Origin of the sequence: Labilithrix luteola, assembly GCF_001263205.1 — a bacterium.
GTDB lineage: Bacteria > Myxococcota_A > Polyangia > Polyangiales > Polyangiaceae > Labilithrix > Labilithrix luteola.
Window position 1 is genome coordinate 8728975 of the sequence record NZ_CP012333.1, and the last position, 17718, is coordinate 8746692.

Annotated in this window: 13 protein-coding genes; 4 read left to right on the forward strand and 9 right to left on the reverse strand. The window is 67.3% G+C overall.

Going from position 1 to position 17718, the window contains the following annotated elements:
- Window positions 1-15: 15 nt before the first annotated feature.
- The 9 genes from AKJ09_RS37980 to AKJ09_RS38020 all read right to left on the reverse strand — a co-directional run bounded on the left by AKJ09_RS37980 (window position 16) and on the right by AKJ09_RS38020 (window position 12552).
- Complete coding sequence (locus AKJ09_RS37980; RefSeq protein ID WP_169928190.1) at window positions 16-966, reverse strand: SPFH domain-containing protein; 951 nt, start codon at window positions 964-966, stop codon at window positions 16-18.
- Entirely contained in the window at window positions 963-1853 is an 891-nt protein-coding gene (locus AKJ09_RS37985) for an SPFH domain-containing protein (protein ID WP_146652732.1), read from the reverse strand. The genes AKJ09_RS37980 and AKJ09_RS37985 overlap by 4 nt, the downstream gene beginning before the upstream one ends.
- Window positions 1853-3940, reverse strand: coding sequence for a SulP family inorganic anion transporter (locus AKJ09_RS37990; protein ID WP_146652733.1), 2088 nt, complete (start codon window positions 3938-3940; stop codon window positions 1853-1855). The genes AKJ09_RS37985 and AKJ09_RS37990 overlap by 1 nt, the downstream gene beginning before the upstream one ends.
- 186 nt (window positions 3941-4126) lie before the next feature.
- On the reverse strand, window positions 4127-5464 hold the full coding sequence (locus tag AKJ09_RS37995) for a serine/threonine protein kinase (protein ID WP_146652734.1): 1338 nt from the start codon (window positions 5462-5464) through the stop codon (window positions 4127-4129).
- A gap of 268 nt (window positions 5465-5732) precedes the next feature.
- Entirely contained in the window at window positions 5733-6083 is a 351-nt protein-coding gene (locus AKJ09_RS38000; RefSeq protein ID WP_146652735.1) for a hypothetical protein, read from the reverse strand.
- Between the two features lie 17 nt (window positions 6084-6100).
- Complete coding sequence (locus tag AKJ09_RS38005) at window positions 6101-7138, reverse strand: tetratricopeptide repeat protein (RefSeq protein ID WP_146652736.1); 1038 nt, start codon at window positions 7136-7138, stop codon at window positions 6101-6103.
- A 6-nt stretch (window positions 7139-7144) separates the two neighbouring features.
- The gene (locus AKJ09_RS38010; protein WP_146652737.1) at window positions 7145-9475 is read right to left on the reverse strand and encodes a serine/threonine protein kinase; all 2331 of its coding nucleotides are present in this window, start codon (window positions 9473-9475) and stop codon (window positions 7145-7147) included.
- 228 nt (window positions 9476-9703) lie between these two features.
- Window positions 9704-10981, reverse strand: coding sequence for a serine/threonine-protein kinase (locus tag AKJ09_RS38015; protein ID WP_240488738.1), 1278 nt, complete (start codon window positions 10979-10981; stop codon window positions 9704-9706).
- A gap of 83 nt (window positions 10982-11064) precedes the next feature.
- Window positions 11065-12552: a vWA domain-containing protein gene (locus AKJ09_RS38020; RefSeq protein WP_240488739.1), complete on the reverse strand. Its 1488-nt coding sequence runs from the start codon at window positions 12550-12552 to the stop codon at window positions 11065-11067.
- A 144-nt stretch (window positions 12553-12696) separates the two neighbouring features.
- Between AKJ09_RS38020 and AKJ09_RS38025 the strand changes: the two genes are divergently transcribed.
- The 4 genes from AKJ09_RS38025 (at window position 12697) to AKJ09_RS38040 (ending at window position 17717) form a co-directional block, all read left to right on the forward strand.
- Window positions 12697-13809 carry a sensor histidine kinase gene (locus AKJ09_RS38025; protein WP_146652738.1) on the forward strand — a complete coding sequence of 371 codons (1113 nt, stop codon included), beginning with the start codon at window positions 12697-12699 and terminating at the stop codon, window positions 13807-13809.
- The gene (locus AKJ09_RS38030; protein ID WP_169928191.1) at window positions 13806-14630 is read left to right on the forward strand and encodes a LytR/AlgR family response regulator transcription factor; all 825 of its coding nucleotides are present in this window, start codon (window positions 13806-13808) and stop codon (window positions 14628-14630) included. The genes AKJ09_RS38025 and AKJ09_RS38030 overlap by 4 nt, the downstream gene beginning before the upstream one ends.
- A gap of 359 nt (window positions 14631-14989) precedes the next feature.
- Window positions 14990-16420 (forward strand): TolC family protein, encoded by a 1431-nt coding sequence (locus AKJ09_RS38035; protein ID WP_146652740.1) that lies wholly within the window; start codon window positions 14990-14992, stop codon window positions 16418-16420.
- Complete coding sequence (locus AKJ09_RS38040; RefSeq protein WP_240488741.1) at window positions 16359-17717, forward strand: efflux RND transporter periplasmic adaptor subunit; 1359 nt, start codon at window positions 16359-16361, stop codon at window positions 17715-17717. Before AKJ09_RS38035 ends, AKJ09_RS38040 begins: the two co-directional genes overlap by 62 nt.
- Window position 17718: the final 1 nt, after the last annotated feature.

Sequence of the window (17718 nt, forward strand, 5' to 3'; positions counted from 1 at the left end):
TCAGGGCGAGAGATCTCACGCCCCTCGCTTGAGCACGCCGTCGGGGCGGCCGGGCATCGGGGGAAGCGCCGAAGGCGAACCCGAGGACGGAAGGCCATCGACCCCCGGAACGAGCATGGCGGCATCGACGGCGCGCAACTCTTCGGGCGAGAAGCCGCGGAACGTCACCGTGCGGTGCGGGCGGAGAAGCGAGAGCTCGTAGAGCGTGTTGTATGCATCGAACACGCGCGGGCTCTTCTTGATGTCCACGAGCGCCCGCCCGATCGCCGCCGGGTACTGACCCTTGGCTTCGGCCACGAGCGCTGCGACACGCATGGCCGTGTCGGCTTCGAGCTGCGCGACGGCCAGTCGTCCACTCTCTTCGACGTGCGCCTTGGCACGCTCGAGCCGCGCGGCGATCGCCTCGAAGAATTGCTGCGAGACGCCCGGCAAGAGGCTCACGTTGCGGATGAACACGAGCTCCACGGCGAGACCCCAGCGCTCCGTCTCGGCGCTGATGTCGTTCTGCAGGAGCGTGCTCAGCTCGGTGCGGTCGCACAAGATCTGACGGAACTCGCGGCTACCCAGGATCGACGTGGCCGCGTGCGAGACGAGGTTCTGGAGCGAGCGATCCCAATCGGTGACCGAGAAGACCGCCTTCTCGGGATCGGCAATGCGGTACTCGACCCAGAGGTCGACGATGACGGTGGTGCCGCGCGCGTCGTTGACGTGCACGTTCTTGAAGTGCCGGAAGTCACGGCGCAGAGGAACGCGTCGCACCTCGACCCAGGGCAGAAGCCGCGTCACGAGCACGTGCAGACCCGGCGTGCGAATCTGCTGCACGAGCTTGCCGAAGCTCGTCACGAGGACGGCTTCCTCGTCTTCGACTTCGATGGTGACCGCGCGAAGCAAGACGGCGAGGAGCGGTAGCAGGGCGGCTCCGAAAGCTCCCCCAACGACCAGACGCAGAACTTCGGCTCCGTTCACGAGGACCCCTCTTTCAGGAAGACGGCGCGCGATTCGCTGGTGACTTCGGCGCGGCGACGCTGGACGTAAGCGTCGAGGACGTTCTTGGTTTCGAGCTCCTCGAGATACTCGGCGAGCTTGCGCACCTCGGTCTCCGATGCGCTGGCACGTGCTCGAGCAATCGAGACGCCGCGCTCAGCGGCGAGGATGCGCTGCTGGCATTCACCTTCGGCCCGAAAGAGATGCGCCTCGGCTTCGCTCTGGGCTTGGATGACCGCGTTCAGTGCATCGGCGAGCTCGTCGGGAGGGAGGATGTCGGCGAGGTCGACGGCGTTGAAGCGCACTCCGTAACGATCGTCGATGCGGCGCGCGCAGAAGCTCTCGATGCGCTCGTTGAGGAGCTTTCGCTCACGACGAATGAGTGCGTACGAGCCAGCCTGGCGTGCGAAGTCGAAGCGGGTGGCGAGCGACGATGTGTCCTCTTCGGCGGCTCCGCGGAAGTTCGCGATCTCGTTTCGGAGCAGGCATGTGAAGAGGCCGGTGATGTGGTCGAGGGGCCGCTCGAGGCCGAAGAGCAGCTCGTAGAGCTCCCTCTCGACGGGCACGTAGCGCACGTACGAGTCGAGACGCAGCACCGTGCCGTCGTCGGCCATGGCGGTGCCGCCGCCTTCTTCGCCGCCGAGGTCGAGCGTCTGCTCCTTCATCGAGACGTTGCGGACTTGCTGCCACGGCTTTTTCCAGTGGAGGCCCGGACCATGGACGAGGAGCTGGCGTTTGCCGTCGCGCGTCTCCGCGCGGCCGAACGTCGTGAGGACTGCGAGGTGCCCCTCTTCGACGCGGAACGTGCTGCGGTAGAGGATGAATGCAACGTAGAACATCAGGCCTACGGCGAGACCAGTCTCGAGCATCAGAACCTCTCCTTCGACACGGACGGGGACCAGCGGGCGTCCCAAATCGGAATGGCAGTGTTGTCGTCGCTCTTCGCGTTGCGCTGGGCGTTCGTTTTTCGCTCGCGTTCGCGCGTGTGGTAGGCGACCGCGAGTCCGCGGTTCACCTCGACGACGTCTTCGTTGAATTCTTTCTGGACCTCGGACACGAGGGGCAGCGCGTCGACGGCGTCCGCCGAGTCGACGATGCGGCCGTGCGGAACGAAGCGCCCGTCGGGGATTTCGACGCCGACGACCACGGCGCCGATGCCGACGAAGCAGTGCGCTCCGACGACCGAGTCGTGGACGACGGCCTTGAAGCCGACGAACGTCTCATCGCCGATGTAACAAGGGCCGTGCACGAGCGCGTCGTGTGCGATCGACACGTTCTTGCCGACGTAGATGGCCCACGACTCGCCTGCGACGACGACGCGCTTGTCCTTGAGAGCGTGGAGGACGACGCCGTCTTGGATGTTGGTGTTCGAGCCGATGTAGAAGGGAGAGCCCTCGTCCGCGCGAACGGACGTGTCGGCGGCGATGTGGACGTGCTCGCCGAGCACCACGCGCCCGATGACGGTCGCGGCGGGGTGGACGTAGGCGCTCGCCGCGGCGAGAGGCTCTTCACGAATTTGCGAGAGCCATTTGCGGTACTCCGCGGGCATCGGCTCGAGGTGGGCAGGGCGCCTCGCTTCGGCCTTCTCCCGATGAAGAACGGCGCGGATGCCCTTCTTCTTGTTCTCCGCCTGGCGTTCGGCGCCGGCGCGCTCGTGGCGGTGGAGGAAGCTGTTGGCGAAGTGGATGGCGAGACCCGCGATGAGGCCGACCATGAGGTGACCCGACACGGTGCCGCCCGCCGCGACGAGGAAGGCGACCGCCTCGAGCTTGTGCGCCTTGTAGAGGTGGACGAGCGTGCCAAGCTCGAGGAGCCGGAAACCGATCACGCAGAGGAGACCGGCGAGCGCCGCGAGGGGCACCTGGCTGATGAAGCGGCTCAGGAAGAGCACCGCCGCCGCCAGGAAGATCGAGTGCGCGAATGCCGACACGCGTGTCTTGGCACCGCTCTGGACGTTGACGCCCGTGCGCGCGACGACGCCCGTGACGGGCATGCCCGAGAAGAGCCCGGTGACGAGGTTCGCGATGCCCTGGCCGAAGAGCTCGATGTTCGAGTTGTGCGGCTTCTTCGCGTTTGCCATGCGGTCGGCGGCACTCGCGGAGAGAAGCGACTCGACGCCCGCGAGGAGTGCGAGCGGCGTGGCCTTCGTGAAGAGATCGATCCACTGCTCGTCGGCGACGAGCGGGAGGGCAGGCGACGGCAGATGCGATGGTACTGCGCCGACGCTCGAGACGCGCTCGATGTCCCAACCGAGGTAGACCGACACGAACGTCACGAGCGCGATGGCCACGATCGCCGCAGGAAAGCGGCGGAACGGGCGCATCGAGGTGACGAAGAAGGCGACGAACACGCCGGAGACGGCCGCTAGCCACGAGACGTCGTGCAGCCATTTCGGACGATGCATGAGCACCGCGAGATCGATCGTGCTCGGCGTGCCCTTCGACGCCCAATCGACGACTTCGGGGAAGCCGAGGAGCTCGGGGAGCTGCTGATCGAGCAGCTTGAGGCCAACGCCCGTGGTGAAGCCCGCGAGCACCGACTCCGGCACGTACTTGATGACGCGACCGGCGAGGGCGAACGCCAGCACGAGCTCGACGACGCCGACGTAGACCGTCGCGGCCGCAACACCCGTGACGCCATATTCCTTTGCGAGCGCGAGGACCATCACGCTCAGCGCCGCGGCGGGACCGGAGACTTGGTACTGCGAGCCTCCGGCGAAGGCGGCGATGGCGCCTCCGACCGCGCCAGCTACGAGACCCGCCGATGGAGGCATGCCACTCGCGATCGCGAGTCCGACGTTGAGAGGAAGCGCGACGGCGGCGACGGTCAGTCCTGCGAGGAGGTCTTGACCGATCGATCGTGCACGAGCGACGCGTTTCAAACCGTCGACGTACTCGCCGAGTAGCGCGCGTAACTCGCCTGCGTATGCACGTGACGCGGTTGCGGGCTCGCTCATCAGTAGCGTGGATATACCGGCTAGCGAGCTCCTCTATGGAGAGGATTCATCAACAAAATCAAGTCGTTGTGCTTCGCAACGGCGCCGCAAAAGACGACAGATGCAAGATGCAACTACGCCGTTCGTCGCCGTGCTTTGCAACGTCGTCGTCTAAGTCCGCGTTCGTCCACGGACTTGCGAGCGTGCTCAGCGCGCGGAGAGAACGAGGGCGAGTGCGACGAGGACGGCGATCACCACTGCCAAAGGCAACCAGAGACGTCGAGGTGCGGCCTCGTCGCCTCGATCGGACGTGGCGGTCGCTTCGTCACGTGAACTTCGTGTGACGTTCGACGATTCGCTGCCGGTCTTCGCCGACGTCGTCTGCTTGCTGCTCGAGCGCTTCTCGGTCGCTTCGCGTTCGCGTTCGCGTTCGCGTGCCTGTTCGGGTTCGCGCTCGCGTTCGAGCGTCGGCGCGACGGCCTGTTCGGGCACGCTGTCGGTTTCCTCGAGGACGCTCGACGAGACCGTCGGAAGCGGTGCTGGCGGGGGCATCGTCCACATCGGCGGACGCGAGGCGGTGGCGTCGCGCACCCATTTGGCGTGCTGCGCTTGCTGGCCGGGAAAGAGCTTCGCCAACAGATCGACGAGCTCGCCGGGCAGATCGGACGTGTCGCCGAGGAACGCGTCGAGCTCGTGGTGCAGCTCCTCGGCCGTCGCCTGGCGTGCGTCTTGTTCGATCTGGGTCGCGCGCTCGATGATCTTCCAGAGCGGGTCCGGGAAGCCGGGGATCATCTCGCGAACGTCGGGCACCTTCGCGTCGCGAATGGCCTTCAAGGTCGCGACGTCGGTATCGCGCTTGAAGAGCCGCTTCATCGTCGCCGTTTCCCAGAGCGTGGTGCCGAGCGCGTAGATGTCCGTGCGACGATCGATGGCGGCGCCACGCGCCTGCTCCGGCGCGAGGTAGGGGATCTTTCCTTTGACGATCCCGTCGACGCTCTTGGACAGTCGGACGCGCGCCTTCGCGAGACCGAAGTCGATGAGTTTGACCTCGCCGCGGTGGGTCAGAAAGACGTTGCCCGGGTTCACGTCGCGATGGATGACCGAAAGGGGCGTGCCGCCTTCGTCGACCAGCTCGTGGGCGGAGTGCAGCCCCTCCGCGACGCGCGCGCAGATCCATGCACCGAGGCGCACCGAGATCGCTTCGTTCCGGGCCGCGAGCTCGTCCCAGACGTCCGCGAACGTGCGGCCGGAGAGGAGCTCCATGGCGATGAATCGGTGGTGTCCCGTGACGCCGTATTCAAGCGTGTGAATGACGTTGGGATGAGCGAGTCGCGCGAGGATCTTCGCCTCGTCCACGAACATGCTCGAGAAGTTCTCGTCGTGCGCGTACTCGTCGCGAATGACCTTCAGCGCAACGAGCTCCTCGTCGCCGTTTCCGCGCGTGGTTCGGCCGATGTAGACCGTGGCCATGCCCCCGCCGCCGATTTTGGCACCGACCTCGTAGCGACCGAGGTGGCTGGGCACTGGAACGGTGGGGACGGACATGACGGCAACGACACCTTACCAAGAAGGATCGCCGATGGTGGAATCCTCGGTCATTCGTGGAAAGCAGGACGCGTCGCGACCTCATGGTAAGTTGCAACCATGGCCCGTTTGCACGGGCCTGAGGGTGTACTCGAGAGCAGGCGACAGCGGCTGCAGCATCGCGTTTCGACGCGTTTCGACGCGTTTCCGTAAGACGTCGCGCGCATCGCTCCTCGCGATGGGCGGTCTTCTGGGACTCGCGCGTCGTCGTCGCCGTCGTAACGGCTGATCAGCTGCAGGTCGCGCGACAGCTCGGGCCGGCGCAGGACTGACAGGTGTCCGAGCAGCTGCTCTGGCAGGTGTCGTGATCGCGGGAGCAACGTTGGCGACAGCTGTTGCTGCCCCCGCAGTTGCTCGCGCAGTCGCTCGCCGTCGAATCGCACGCCTCGTTGCAGCTCTTCTGCGTGGTCGCGCACTGCCTCTTCGTCGAGCAGTCGACGCCGCTGTCTCCCGAGGCTCCGTCGCGCCCGCCCTCGCTGCTCGCGTCTGCGGAGTCGAGCGTGCTGCCTCCTTCGAAGGTGCCGAAGTCGTGCGTGCATGCGCCGAACAGCACCGCGCTCGCGGCGGCCGCAAGTCCCAAGCTTCGTCGTCGAATCGTCAAAACGCCCCCTCGAGTCCCACGAATGACGGGCTGGCCGTGAGCCGTGTGCCCGGGCGATGTTTGTTCTGCGCGGTCGCCGCCGTATCCGCCTGTTTCGACGAGCTCAGGACGAAGAGCGTGACGCTCGCGGCTGCGCCAACCACGAAGACTCCGAGACCCACGTTGGCGATGGTCTGCTGCGTACGTCCCTTGCTGATGTCGTCTTCGTGCCCAGGCGGGCATGACTTCGACCCGCACGCGGCTTCGAGATCGCTGTACGTCCCATTGGACATCAATCCCGCCACGACGAACGTCGCCAGACCCACCGCTGCAACGCCGCCTGCCACGTAGGCGATCGGTCGGAGCTTGTTTCCCGAGCGCGTCGACGCGTCGACCGAGGCCGTCGCGCCATCCGACGAATCGCCCTCCGTGCCGGCGTCGATGGCGACAGACTCGTGCTTGCCGGCGGTCAGGTGAACGGTACGTGTGATGGGCGAACGACCCGGCGTCTCGACGATGATCTCGGAGTCGCCGGGAAGCACCGGCAAGGGCTCGCTCCATCCGCCCGGGCGAACGTCGTCACCGGCGATGCGCAACGTCGTGTTCGGCGCCGCGTGCGCGATCGTGACGTCGACGAAGCCGAGCTTCGGTTCGAGCTCCGCGCGTTCGTCCGCGGCCGCTTGCGCCGTCTTCTGGTAGCGCGCGTCGTCGCGTGCGAGCTCTCTCGCTTCGACGGCAGCACGTCCGAGCTCGACGTACGCGGCGACCGTCTTGCCCATGTCGCGGAGCGAACGACCAATGAAGAGCCGCGTGTTGGGGCTGGCGACGATGTCGAGCGAGGCTCGCATCTCGACGATCGCGGCGTCGTACTTCTTCTGGTTGTAGAGATCGCGACCCTTGAGAAACCGGCTCTGCGCTTGTTCCCGCTGGACCGGGGTAGCCTCGCCTGGCGTCACGCCCGCCGCCCACGCGACCGAGGGGGCGGTTGCAGAGAGCGCAAGCGTGAGACCGAAGACGAGCGAAGCGCGCTTGATGCGGGCGACGGTCGTGATCATCGACCCTCAGATCCCCAGGGGATCGTAGACGGACTTCTTCGGCTTCGAAGGAGCGCGTGTTGGTTGAGTGGGAGCGGGAGCAGAAGCAGCAGGCGCGACAACGGGAGTGGCCGGCGCCTTGTTCGTCGCAGGCGGCTCGGTTCCGTTCGAGCCGTTCGATGAGGTGTCCACCGTCGTGGCGGTCGTTACCGGCGTCGGCGGAGAGATCGCTGTCGTCGCGGGCGCAGTGACCGCCGCAGAAGGCTCCGGTGCACTCGTGGCGTTCGGCTGCGTGCCGGGGTGCGACGAGGTTGGCGGAGTGGGCTTCGACGCCGTCTCGACGGGGGACGTCTTCGAGCTGGTCATGAAGAACGCGACGGCGGCGACCCCGATGGCGACGGCCGCGATCGCGATGGCGACACGGAACATGCGTCGCGAGGGCGTATGCACGCCGGTGATCGAGGGGGTGGTCCGTTCGAATCCAACGGCACCCGCAGGATGCGAGCTCGGCGTGTTCGTCTCTCGGCCAACGGGGACACTGAGTTCCGAGGAGGGCGTGCCCCAGCGCGCCGGCATGGCCACGAAGTCCGGAGCAGGCGGCTGCGGCGGCGCCGGAACGTGAGGCGTCAACGGTGAGACGAGCGCCATCGTTTGCGGCGGAACCGAGCGCGACGGTGTCGTCGGCGTCGGAGCCAGTTCGACCACGACCACCGGCGCGCTTCCGCGCGGCCCAGGAAGCTCCTCGACGGCGAGCTCCGCCTCGACAACGTCCGCCTCGGCAGATGCATCGAGGGCCGGCGCGGGCGCGGGAAGAATGGGCTCGCGCGAGGGCACCGCCGGCTTCGCGATCGGCTTCGGAACGGCAGGCTTGGCGATCGGCCTGGCTGGTGCAGGTGCCGGCTTCGCGACCGTTGGTGCCGGCTTCGGGACAGGCGAAGCTCTCGTCACGGGCGGCGCGATCGGCGCGGTGCGCGGAATTTCAGGCACGGACGCCGCCGGTGCAATGATGGCCGGGGGCGCGTCGGTCATGCTCCCGGGCGTAAGCTCCGAAGGATCGGTCGGCGCCGCGTCGGTCGTGTAGCCGGCCGACGGCTTCGCCCAGGCGGGCTCGCGGGCCGGGCGCTCTACTTCCGCCACCGCGTTCGCGAGAACGGCCACGGACGGCTCGGGCATCGCGACGGTGGGACGATCCCCCGGGACCGAAGGTGGTGCCTCGCGCGCGGTGGCCGGCGGGCTCTCCCAGTCGTCCGGACCGGGAATCGGGATCGAGGTGATGACCGCGCTCGACGTCGTCGGCGTCTTGTTCGCCCGAATCGCCACGATGGCGCGTTCGCTCGCCTTGCGGCGCATTCCGGAGGTCGCTGGGTCGAGATCCGTGCGTCGTGCACGCAATCGATCGCCGGTGAGCTCGACGACCGCGCCGGCCACCGCGCTTCCCGACGCGATACGCGAGCCCGCTGCGCGCCGCAGGTCCGATGCCATTTCCGACGCGTTCTTGTAACGAAGCGCTGGATCGAAGCTGATGGCGCGCATCGCCACGTTCGCGAGCCCCGCGAAGTCGGGCGTCTCCGCGAGATTGGGCTCCTCCAAGTCGTCGCCGCGCTGGCGCTGGAGGACGCGCACCGGATCGGTCTCGTCGTAGAGACGCTTCCCGGTCAACGCTTCCCACAGGACGACGCCGACGCTGTAGACGTCGGCTCGTTGGTCCGATGTGCCCGGCGCATCGAGCGACTCGGGGGCCGCATAGCCGAGCGCCTCGGAGCCCATCTCCACGCGCACCGGTCGAGGGCGCATCGGATTGAGGAGACGAGCGACGCCATCGCGCCCGACGACGACGTTGGCGGGACAGAGTGCCCCGTGCATCGTGCCGAGGGGAGCGTTGATCCCGTCGCGTAGCCCGTGCAACGCCGACAAACCCGTGAGCACGTCGACGAGGACGCGCACGAGGATCGGCAAGGCGAGGGGAGGACCATCCACCTTCGCGTTCGGCTTTGCCTTCGCGTTCGCCTCTTTGCCCGCGCGGAACAGGTCCTCGAGCGTGGTGCCGTCGACGAGATCGCTGGCGAGGAACAGCTCGCCGTCGATCAAATCGACGTGGCGAATGCGGGCGATGTTCGGGTGCCAGTGCTTTGCGAGGCAGCGTGCGTCGCGAAGCATGAGCGCGAGCGCTTCGGCGGAAAGCGCCGTCGCTCCGTCGTCGATGTTCGCGCGCGCGATGGGCTCCTTGACGAAGCGCTGCACGACAACGAGCTCGTGCGGTTCGCGAATCGCGGCGAACGTATGGAATGCGCGCTGACCGAGTTTGCGGAGCACTCGGTATGTCGTGGCGCCGGAAGCTGCTTGGGCTCCCCTCGACATCCTCGTCAGAGTCTACTTCACGTCAGCCATGGACGTGTCACCCGCATCGACGCTCGACACGATTTTTCTCGCGCGGACAGAGTGCGAGAACGATGGCCGAAGGGCGACAAGGTGAGCGCGACGTCCGATACCTTTATGAGGCCTTCTCGACGGCTTCTCGACGGCTTCTCGACGGCTTCTCGACGCATCGCGCAACACGGCGCGGAGTGTATCGCGTTGGACTGTCGATCACTTCACTGGGAACAAGTGACGCTGACGCCACGCCGGCAGCTCGCGCAGATCGGCCCACACCTCGCGCGCGCTCGTGTAGCGGAAGGCTTCGCGGCGGCGCAGCATCTTGGCGATCAGGTTACCGAGCGGCGTGCCCACCGACTCGGCGCGCTTGCGCGGCTCGCCCTCGGCGACCTGACGAACGAGCTCCTGGTAGGGCACGTCCATCTGGATCGCGGGTTCTCCCGTGAGCATCCAGTAGAGGAGCAGGCCAACCTGATAGAGGTCGCTCTGCTTGCTCGTGTAGCCGGTGGCGAGGATCTCCGGCGCCATGATGGCGTGATGGACCACGTTCGGACGAATGGCCGGCATTCCCCGGAGCTCGTGGCTGATGCCGAAGTCGCTGATCTTCACCGTCGGCCGATCGTTGTGCGTGATGAGCACGTTGCCGGCGTGGAGATCGTCGTGGACGACGTCGTTGTCATGGAGGAATTGCACGGCCGCGAGCAGCTGGCGCGTCATCTCGATGATGAGGCCTTCCTGCATCGGCGTGCCGAGCATCTCCTTGAGCGCGTGGTCGCAACGCTCGAGCGCCAAATAATAGAGGTGGCCCTGCTCGAACGAGTCGTAGATGTAGACGACGTTCGGGTGGCGCAGTGAGAAGAGACGCTGGACCTCGCGCGCCCACTCGGCCTGCACCTCGGAGTACGGTCGATTGGCCGGCCGCACCATCTTGAGCGCGTAGACTTGGTCGAACGGACCGATGCAGTCGTAGACGGCGCCGAACTCACCGGAGCCGATGACGTCGCGAACGATATAGCTTCCGCGGCTGCTCGTCAGGGTCGTGCCGACCTTGGGATACTGGACGGTGATGCGCGGCGGGCCCGTCATTGGATACTGGCCCGTCGCGCCGGCCGGCGCTGGAACTGGAGCCACCGGGCCGGTCACCGGCGTGACCGCCTGCACCGACGGAAGCGTGCCCGTGCGAGAGGAGCTTCCCGGCGGCGGAGGAGGACCTGCGATTGCCCCCGTGCCTGCGGGGGATGGAGGATGAGGTGCAGGATAGGGCGGAGCCGGCGCCTGAAACTGCGGAATGATCTGGCTTTGGTAGGGAGGTGGAGGTGGAGCTGGAGCCGGCGGCCCAGGCATCGGCGGAGGCCCGCCAGGATGAGGCACACCATGAGGCGCGGGATGAGGCAGCGGGACGATGGGGGTTGGCCCGGTTGCAGGTCGCTGCATGCCGGGCCCGATCGATCCGCCAGTTGCGCCGTCCGGGGGCGGCCTCGTTTCGCTCACGCGAAGACTGTACCCTCGGATCTTCTCTCGTTCTAGGTACTTCGCCCTCCCATTGGTTCAGCCCCGACTTGTCGGTGTTGGGGTCAGAACCCGAGCGCCCTCATTCCGCCTGCGTTCATTTTGAGGGCTTCGTCCCGGGCTGCGGCCTTGGGCTTGGCCGGCATGGCCTGGGCGGTGGCCCTTGCCGAAGCCATCGAGGCCGCCGCCGCCTCGAGTCGCTTCTTCTCCGCCGGTGCCGTCACTGTGAGCGCCTGTGCGGCGAGCCTTCTCTCCGAAGCCTCGAGCTCCTTGTCGGCCGCGCCGAAGTCTCCGTCGCTCAACCGCGCGGCAGCCGAGACCTGGGTGCGGGCAACGTCCGTCAGCGCGACGATCGCTTGCGTGCGCGAGTTCTGGCTCTTCGCGATCCCGACCGCGTCGGACGTGAGCTGCGTGCGGGCGACGACCTCCTGCACGCGTTCGAGCTCTCCTTCGTGAGCATCGCGGAATCGGAGTCGGACGCTCGCGAGTGACCGCGTTCGACCCTCGAAGGCGCCGGTATCGTCGATGCGAACGCGCACGAGAGCCTCGCGATGTTGGCCTGCATGGAGGGCGCCGAGCGGAATGCGCAGCGCGCCGTCGCGGAATTCGGTTCGGAGGCCGTCGGCGCCGAGAACGGCAACGCCCGGCGCAGGCACGACTTCGACGAACGCGTCGCTCGCGAGCGTGGCATCGATCAGGGCGAGCTCGGTGCGGAGGATGCTTGCCATCTCGCGCGGCTCGCTCAGATGGTAGAGGCGACCATTCGATCGAACGGCGAGGGCATCCAGCGTGCGCTCGTCGTAGTCGGTGCCAACGCCGAGCGACGTGACCTGCACGTGATCCCGCAGACCGCGCTCGGCGAGGGCCCCGAGGATCTCCGGACTCGACGGTCCGACGTTCGCTCTGCCGTCGGAGATGACGACGACGCGGCGGAGGGGGTGGGAGCGCGGCGCACGCGACAACTGGCCTTCGGCGAGGCTCAGCCCTGCGAACATGTTCGTTCCACCGGACGGTGTCAGCTCGTTCACTTGGCGCAGGATCTCGGCCCGCGTCGTCGCGTCGAGGACGGTCGGAGCAACCACGGTCTGCGCTTCGTCGGAGAACGCGTCGAGCGAGACGATGTCGCCGTCTTTGAGCTTGCGCACCAACGTCGCTGCGGCGGCGCGAGCGTTTGCGATCTTCTCGCCGCTCATCGAGCCTGACGTATCGACCACGAGCGCGAGATCGATGGGAGGCCGTGCTTCAGGTCGAGCTTCAGGGACGTCGACCCACACGCCGACGACCGTTTCGCGCGTGTCCATGGCGAGCTGCTCGCCGGCCGCGGCCGCTCCAATCCACGTCCCCGACGGGCGCGTGACCTCCTCGTGTCCACCGTCTCCCCGTGGCACGCGAGGCTCGTCCGTAGCGACGCCGACCTCGTCACCATGAATCTCGGCCGTGCGAGCAGGAGCACGATTCTCCCGCGCATCCGGGGCCTTCGCCTCGGTCAGCGGACCGGCCTTCGCACATCCCGCGAGCGCCGCAAGCGCGGACACCATCACAAGCATTCGCATGGTCCCACTCCTCGTATTCAGGGGGCTTTCCGCGTGTGTGGGCGCGGGCGCGGGCGTCCAGAGCCCGCCTTTTTTCCTTGGACGGCTCTGCTCGAGGAAGGATCTACGAGCGTGCTTCGTTTGGGCGACTAGGATTGGGCCCTCATGCTCTCGACCCCCCCAGCCTCGAAGACGGCCGCCACGCCGGTGGCAGGCGGCGACGACATCGAGGCGACCAGCCGGACGAGACGTCGTTGGATCGGCATCGGCGTTGTTCTCCTCATCGTCGCACTGCAGTCGTTGACCGAGCTCCTTGCCGGACACGAACGCCCGCGCGTCCTCCTCCGCCTCGCCGTGACCGCCGTGCAGATGCCGCTCTTGATGCTGGCTCTGTCGCAGAGTTTCGAGTGGGCGAAGCGGCACCGGATGGGATCGATTGCGACCCTCCTCGCCGGCGCGGCGATCGCCGGGATCCTCGGCGGGCTCTTCGCCGTGGCCGTCTGGGAGCTGGGCTACGTCTTCCCAGCGCTCCGAATGAAGGCAGGTCCGTTCTCGCCTCCGGCCGTGCGTGCCGCAGCATTCGGCTTCCTGTTCGGTCAGTTCAACTTCGGCATTTGGGCACTCGCCTTCGTCTATCCCTTCGCAGTCGAGGATGCGCGCGTGCGTGCCCTCGAGGCCGAGCGTTTGACGAGCGCCGCCGATCTCGCGCGGCTCCGCGCGCACCTCGAACCCCACTTCCTGCTCAACACGCTCAACGCGATCGCCGGTCTCGTGACCGACGAACCGCGCGAGGCGCGGAGGCTCCTCGCGGCCCTCGGCGACCTTCTTCGCGATGCGACGCGCGACGGTGACGAGATGCAACCCGTCGAAGACGAGGTGGCGTGGCTCCGCCGCTACGCGGCGATTCTCGAAGCGCGCTACGGCGGAGCGATCGTCTTCAAGTGGAACGTCGACCCTCGTGCCTCGAAGGTGCTCCTGCCCCGGCTGCTGCTCCAGCCGCTCGTGGAGAACGCCGTGAAGCACGGAGCGCTCGCGCGAGGCGAAGGTGGCGAGGTGGCGCTCCTCGTCGATCTCGACGACAGTGCCCATGTCCTTCGTTGCACGATCGAAGACAACGGTCCTGGCATCCCGGATGCGCCTGCGCGGTCCGGGGCATTTGGTCTCGATGCAGTTCGGCGCCGGCTTTCGTTGAAGGACGAGCGCGCTTCACTGACGATCTCTTCGACGTCTCGTGGTACGAGGGCGATCGTCGCATGGCCTATGGAGGTAGGGGCATGACGAGTCAAGACGGACGTCTTCGAGCCCTCGTGGTGGAAGACGAGTGGCCTGCGCGCAACTATCTCGTGGAGCTTCTCGAAGGCTCCGGCCTCGCCGAAGTCGTCGGGGCGGTGGGAACGGCCGACGAGGCCCGGCAGGCTCTCGGTGCTGCGCCCGAGCGCGTCGACCTCGACGTGGTGTTCCTCGACGTCCAGCTCGCGCCCGCCGGTGGCGGGGTGAGGGCAGGGAGCGACACCGCGGCAGACTGGGGTAAGGATGGGCTCGAGATCGTGCGGGGGCTGGCTGCAAAGCCCGGCGCTCCGCTCGTCGTCTTGGCCACCGCCTCGCGCGAGCACGCCCTCGAGGCGTTCGAGCTCGGCGTGCTCGACTACTTGCTCAAGCCGTTCAGTGAAGAGCGCGTCGAGCAGTGCTTGCGACGCATCCTCGAGCGCAGGCCGTCGAAGATCGGCACGCCAGCCCCGCCTCAGCGGATCGTCGCGCGACGCAAGCGCAATCTCATCTTCCTCGAAGCGGACGAGGTGTGGGCATTCGAGGCCGCGCATCGACTGACGTTCGTTCATACGCCGCACGGCACGTTCGACCTCGACCTGTCGCTGTCGGCGATCGAAGCCTCGTTCGGTCGACGGCTCACCCGTGTTCACCGCAACTGGCTCGTCAATCCGCGCTTCGTGAAGGAGCTCGAGCGCGAGGGCAGCGAAACGCGCCTTTTCGTGGGAGCCGCGGTCGGTCAGCCGGGTGTTCACGTTCCGGTCTCGCGCGAGCGCGCGTCGGAGCTGAAGGACCTGCTTCTCACGAACGCAACGGGGCTCCGTCGGGCGTGATTCGCTAACAAAACGTAACGACGTCGGTCGATGTCGGCTTCGCGGGCCGCCTCGTGAACCCGCGCACGGTTCCCGTCGGAAACTCCTTGATCGAAACCGCCCAGGCGGCATCGTATCGTGTCGTGAAGCTTCGCAACCCGCGACTCTGCGGGCGATTCTCAGCGCTCTCAAAGGGCGCGAAATGCTCGGGCTCGAACGGTGCCCCGAGGGCAGTTGGAAACACCTGTCGTGCGGCACGTGCGGCTCGCGCAGCACGCGCGGTGGTCGTGTTGGCGCTCGCGCTTGCGCCGTCGTCGGCCTTCGCTCAAGCCGCTCCGGCCGCACCCGCTGTCACTCCGGCGCCACCATCTCCCCCGACCGTGCTCCAGCCCGTGCCGGGTCAGCCGCCCCCCGTGCAGCCGTCGCCTGCCGCGCCGGCGCCGGGGCGTCCCGCGACGCAACCCGTGACGCCGCCGACGGCGCTTCCGCCGATGCCGACCATCGTGGTCGACGATCCGATGCTCGCGCCCATACCGCCGGCGAATCGTCAACTCGGCTCGTGGGGGGATGCGCTCTCGCTCGTTCGCGCGCGCTCGACCGACCTCGCGACGGCGTACGCCGAGGTCCGTCGCGCGGAGGCACAAACGCGAACGGCGCTCGCGGCGGTGCTGCCGACCATCAACGCGACGGCGACCATCCCTCACCAGTTCATCACGAACGAGACCGCCACGTTCTCGGGCAGTAGCTCGGGCAACACGGGCGCGGCCGCTCCCGTCCGCACGATCACCACCCCGCAGAGCAATTACCTCACGGCGAACGTGCAGCTCCAGCAGTCGCTCGTGAACTTGCAGGCGTGGCAGGCCATTGGAACCGGCAAGGTGAACGAGAAGGTCCAGAAGCTTTCGGCCGAAGACACGAACCGAACCATCACGCTGGCCGTGTCGACGGCCATCGTCGGTGTCGTGGCCGCGGAGCGCGTCGCCGAACTCAATCGCGTCGGTCTGCGATCGTCGCTCGAACGTCATGAGCTCACCGTGCGAAAGCGCGGTCTCGGTGTTGCGACGGGGCTCGACGTCGTTCGCGCCGACCAAGACGTCGCCGCCGCGCGAGCCACGCTCGTGACGGGCGACGAGGCCCTCCGCAGGGCGCGCGAGGCGCTCGGTCTCGCCGTCGGCATCCCCGAGGCGGTCGGCGTGCCGCCAGGGGTCAAGCTCGACGACGTGATGGGAGGCGCAGAGCAAAGCTGTCCTGCGCTCAAGGAGCTCGCCGAGCGCCCCGACATCGCCGCTGCGCAGAAGCGCGTGGAGGTCGCCGAAAGGAACGTCCACAACGTCGAGCTCTCGTTTCTTCCGACGCTCTCGCTCGGCAGCACGTTCTCGACGACCACGCAGGACACGGGCGCGGCTCCGCAAGCCACGTGGAACGTGCAGGGCATCCTGACGGTTCCCATCTGGGATGGTGGCGTGCGCTATGGCTCGCTCCGGTCGAACCGCGCGCTTCGAGACGAAGCGGGGTTCGCGCTCGAAGCCGCGCGTCGAACGGCGACCGTCGAAATCCAACAGGCGCGACGCAACGTCGGCGTGGCCGAGGCTTCGCTCGAGGTCGCGCGCCAGACGCGTCAGCTGGCGTACCAAGTCGACCAACTCACCCAGACCGCCTATCGCGCAGGGCAGGGCACGAGCCTCGAGCTCGTGATCGCCGCGTCGTCCTTGCGCCAAGCAGAGATCGAGCTCGCCCTCCGGGAATTCGATGTCGTTCGCGCCCGTCTCGAGGCACTCTTCGCGCTCGCCCGCTGCTCCGGAACGTCATGAAAAAGTACGTAGGCTGGATCGTCACTCTCGTCGTCGTCGCAGGCGCTGCGTTCGGTATCTGGCGCTGGCAAAAGGCGCACGCTGCCCCGAGATCGCGTGGAAGACGGCGCCCATCGAGAAGCGGAAGATCACGGCGAAGGTCACGGCCAGCGGCACGCTCCAGGCAACGGTCACCGTTCAGGTCGGCGCGCAGGTGAGCGGGCGTATCTCCAAATTGAACGTCGACTACAACTCGACGGTGAAGAAGGGCGAGCTCATCGCCAAGCTCGATCCGCAGCTGTTCCAGGCGGCCGTCGAGCAGGCGCATGCAAACTCCCTCTCGGCCAAGGCGGGCGTCGCGCGTGCCGAAGCCCAGGAGAAGGACGCCACGCTCGTCCTCGCGCGTACGAAGGCGCTCTTCGAGCAGACGCTCGCGTCCGCGGCCGATCTGCAGACCGCCGAGACCAACGTCAACGTCATGAAGGCGGCGACCGACGTGGCGAAAGCATCGCTTGCGCAGGCGGGAGCGTCGCTCCACCAGGCACAGGTGAACCTCTCGTACACGGATATCTTCTCGCCCATCGACGGCACGGTCATCTCGCGCAGCGTCGACATCGGGCAGACCGTGGCCGCTTCGCTGCAAGCGCCCGTTCTCTTCACGATCGCCGAGGACCTGCGCAAGATGCAGGTGCACACGAGCGTGGCCGAGGGTGACGTCGGGCGCCTCCAGTCCGGGATGGACGCCACGTTCACCGTCGACGCGTTTCCGGGCCAGACCTTCAAAGGCAAGGTCGGTCAGATCCGCAACGCCGCGCAGACGGTCCAGAACGTGGTCACGTACGACGCCGTCATCGACGTCGACAACAACGACCTTCGCTTGCGTCCCGGCATGACGGCGACCGTTACCATCCTCTACGCCGAGCGCGACGACGTGATCGCCGTGCCGAACTCGGCGCTTCGCTTCCGACCGCCGGCCGAAGTCGCCTCCACCCTTGCGCCGGCGGGTTCTGGCTCGGCCGCGCCGGGCGGTTCGTTCGCCGGACGTCACGGCCCTCGTCCGCCCGGAGCGGGTGGCCCTTCCGGTGGAGCGCGCCACGAGGGCAACGAGCGACGCACGATCTACGTGCAGCGCGGAGGCACTCCCCAGCCGGTCAACATCGTCTCGGGCCTCTCGGACGGCACCGTGAGCGAAGTCGTCCACGGCGATCTCAAACCCGGCGACGAAGTCGTCGTCGACGTCACCATTTCGGGCAAGCCCGCCTCCACGAGCGGTGGCGCGCCTGGTGGCGGCCCGCCTCGCATGGGGCGCATGTTCTGAC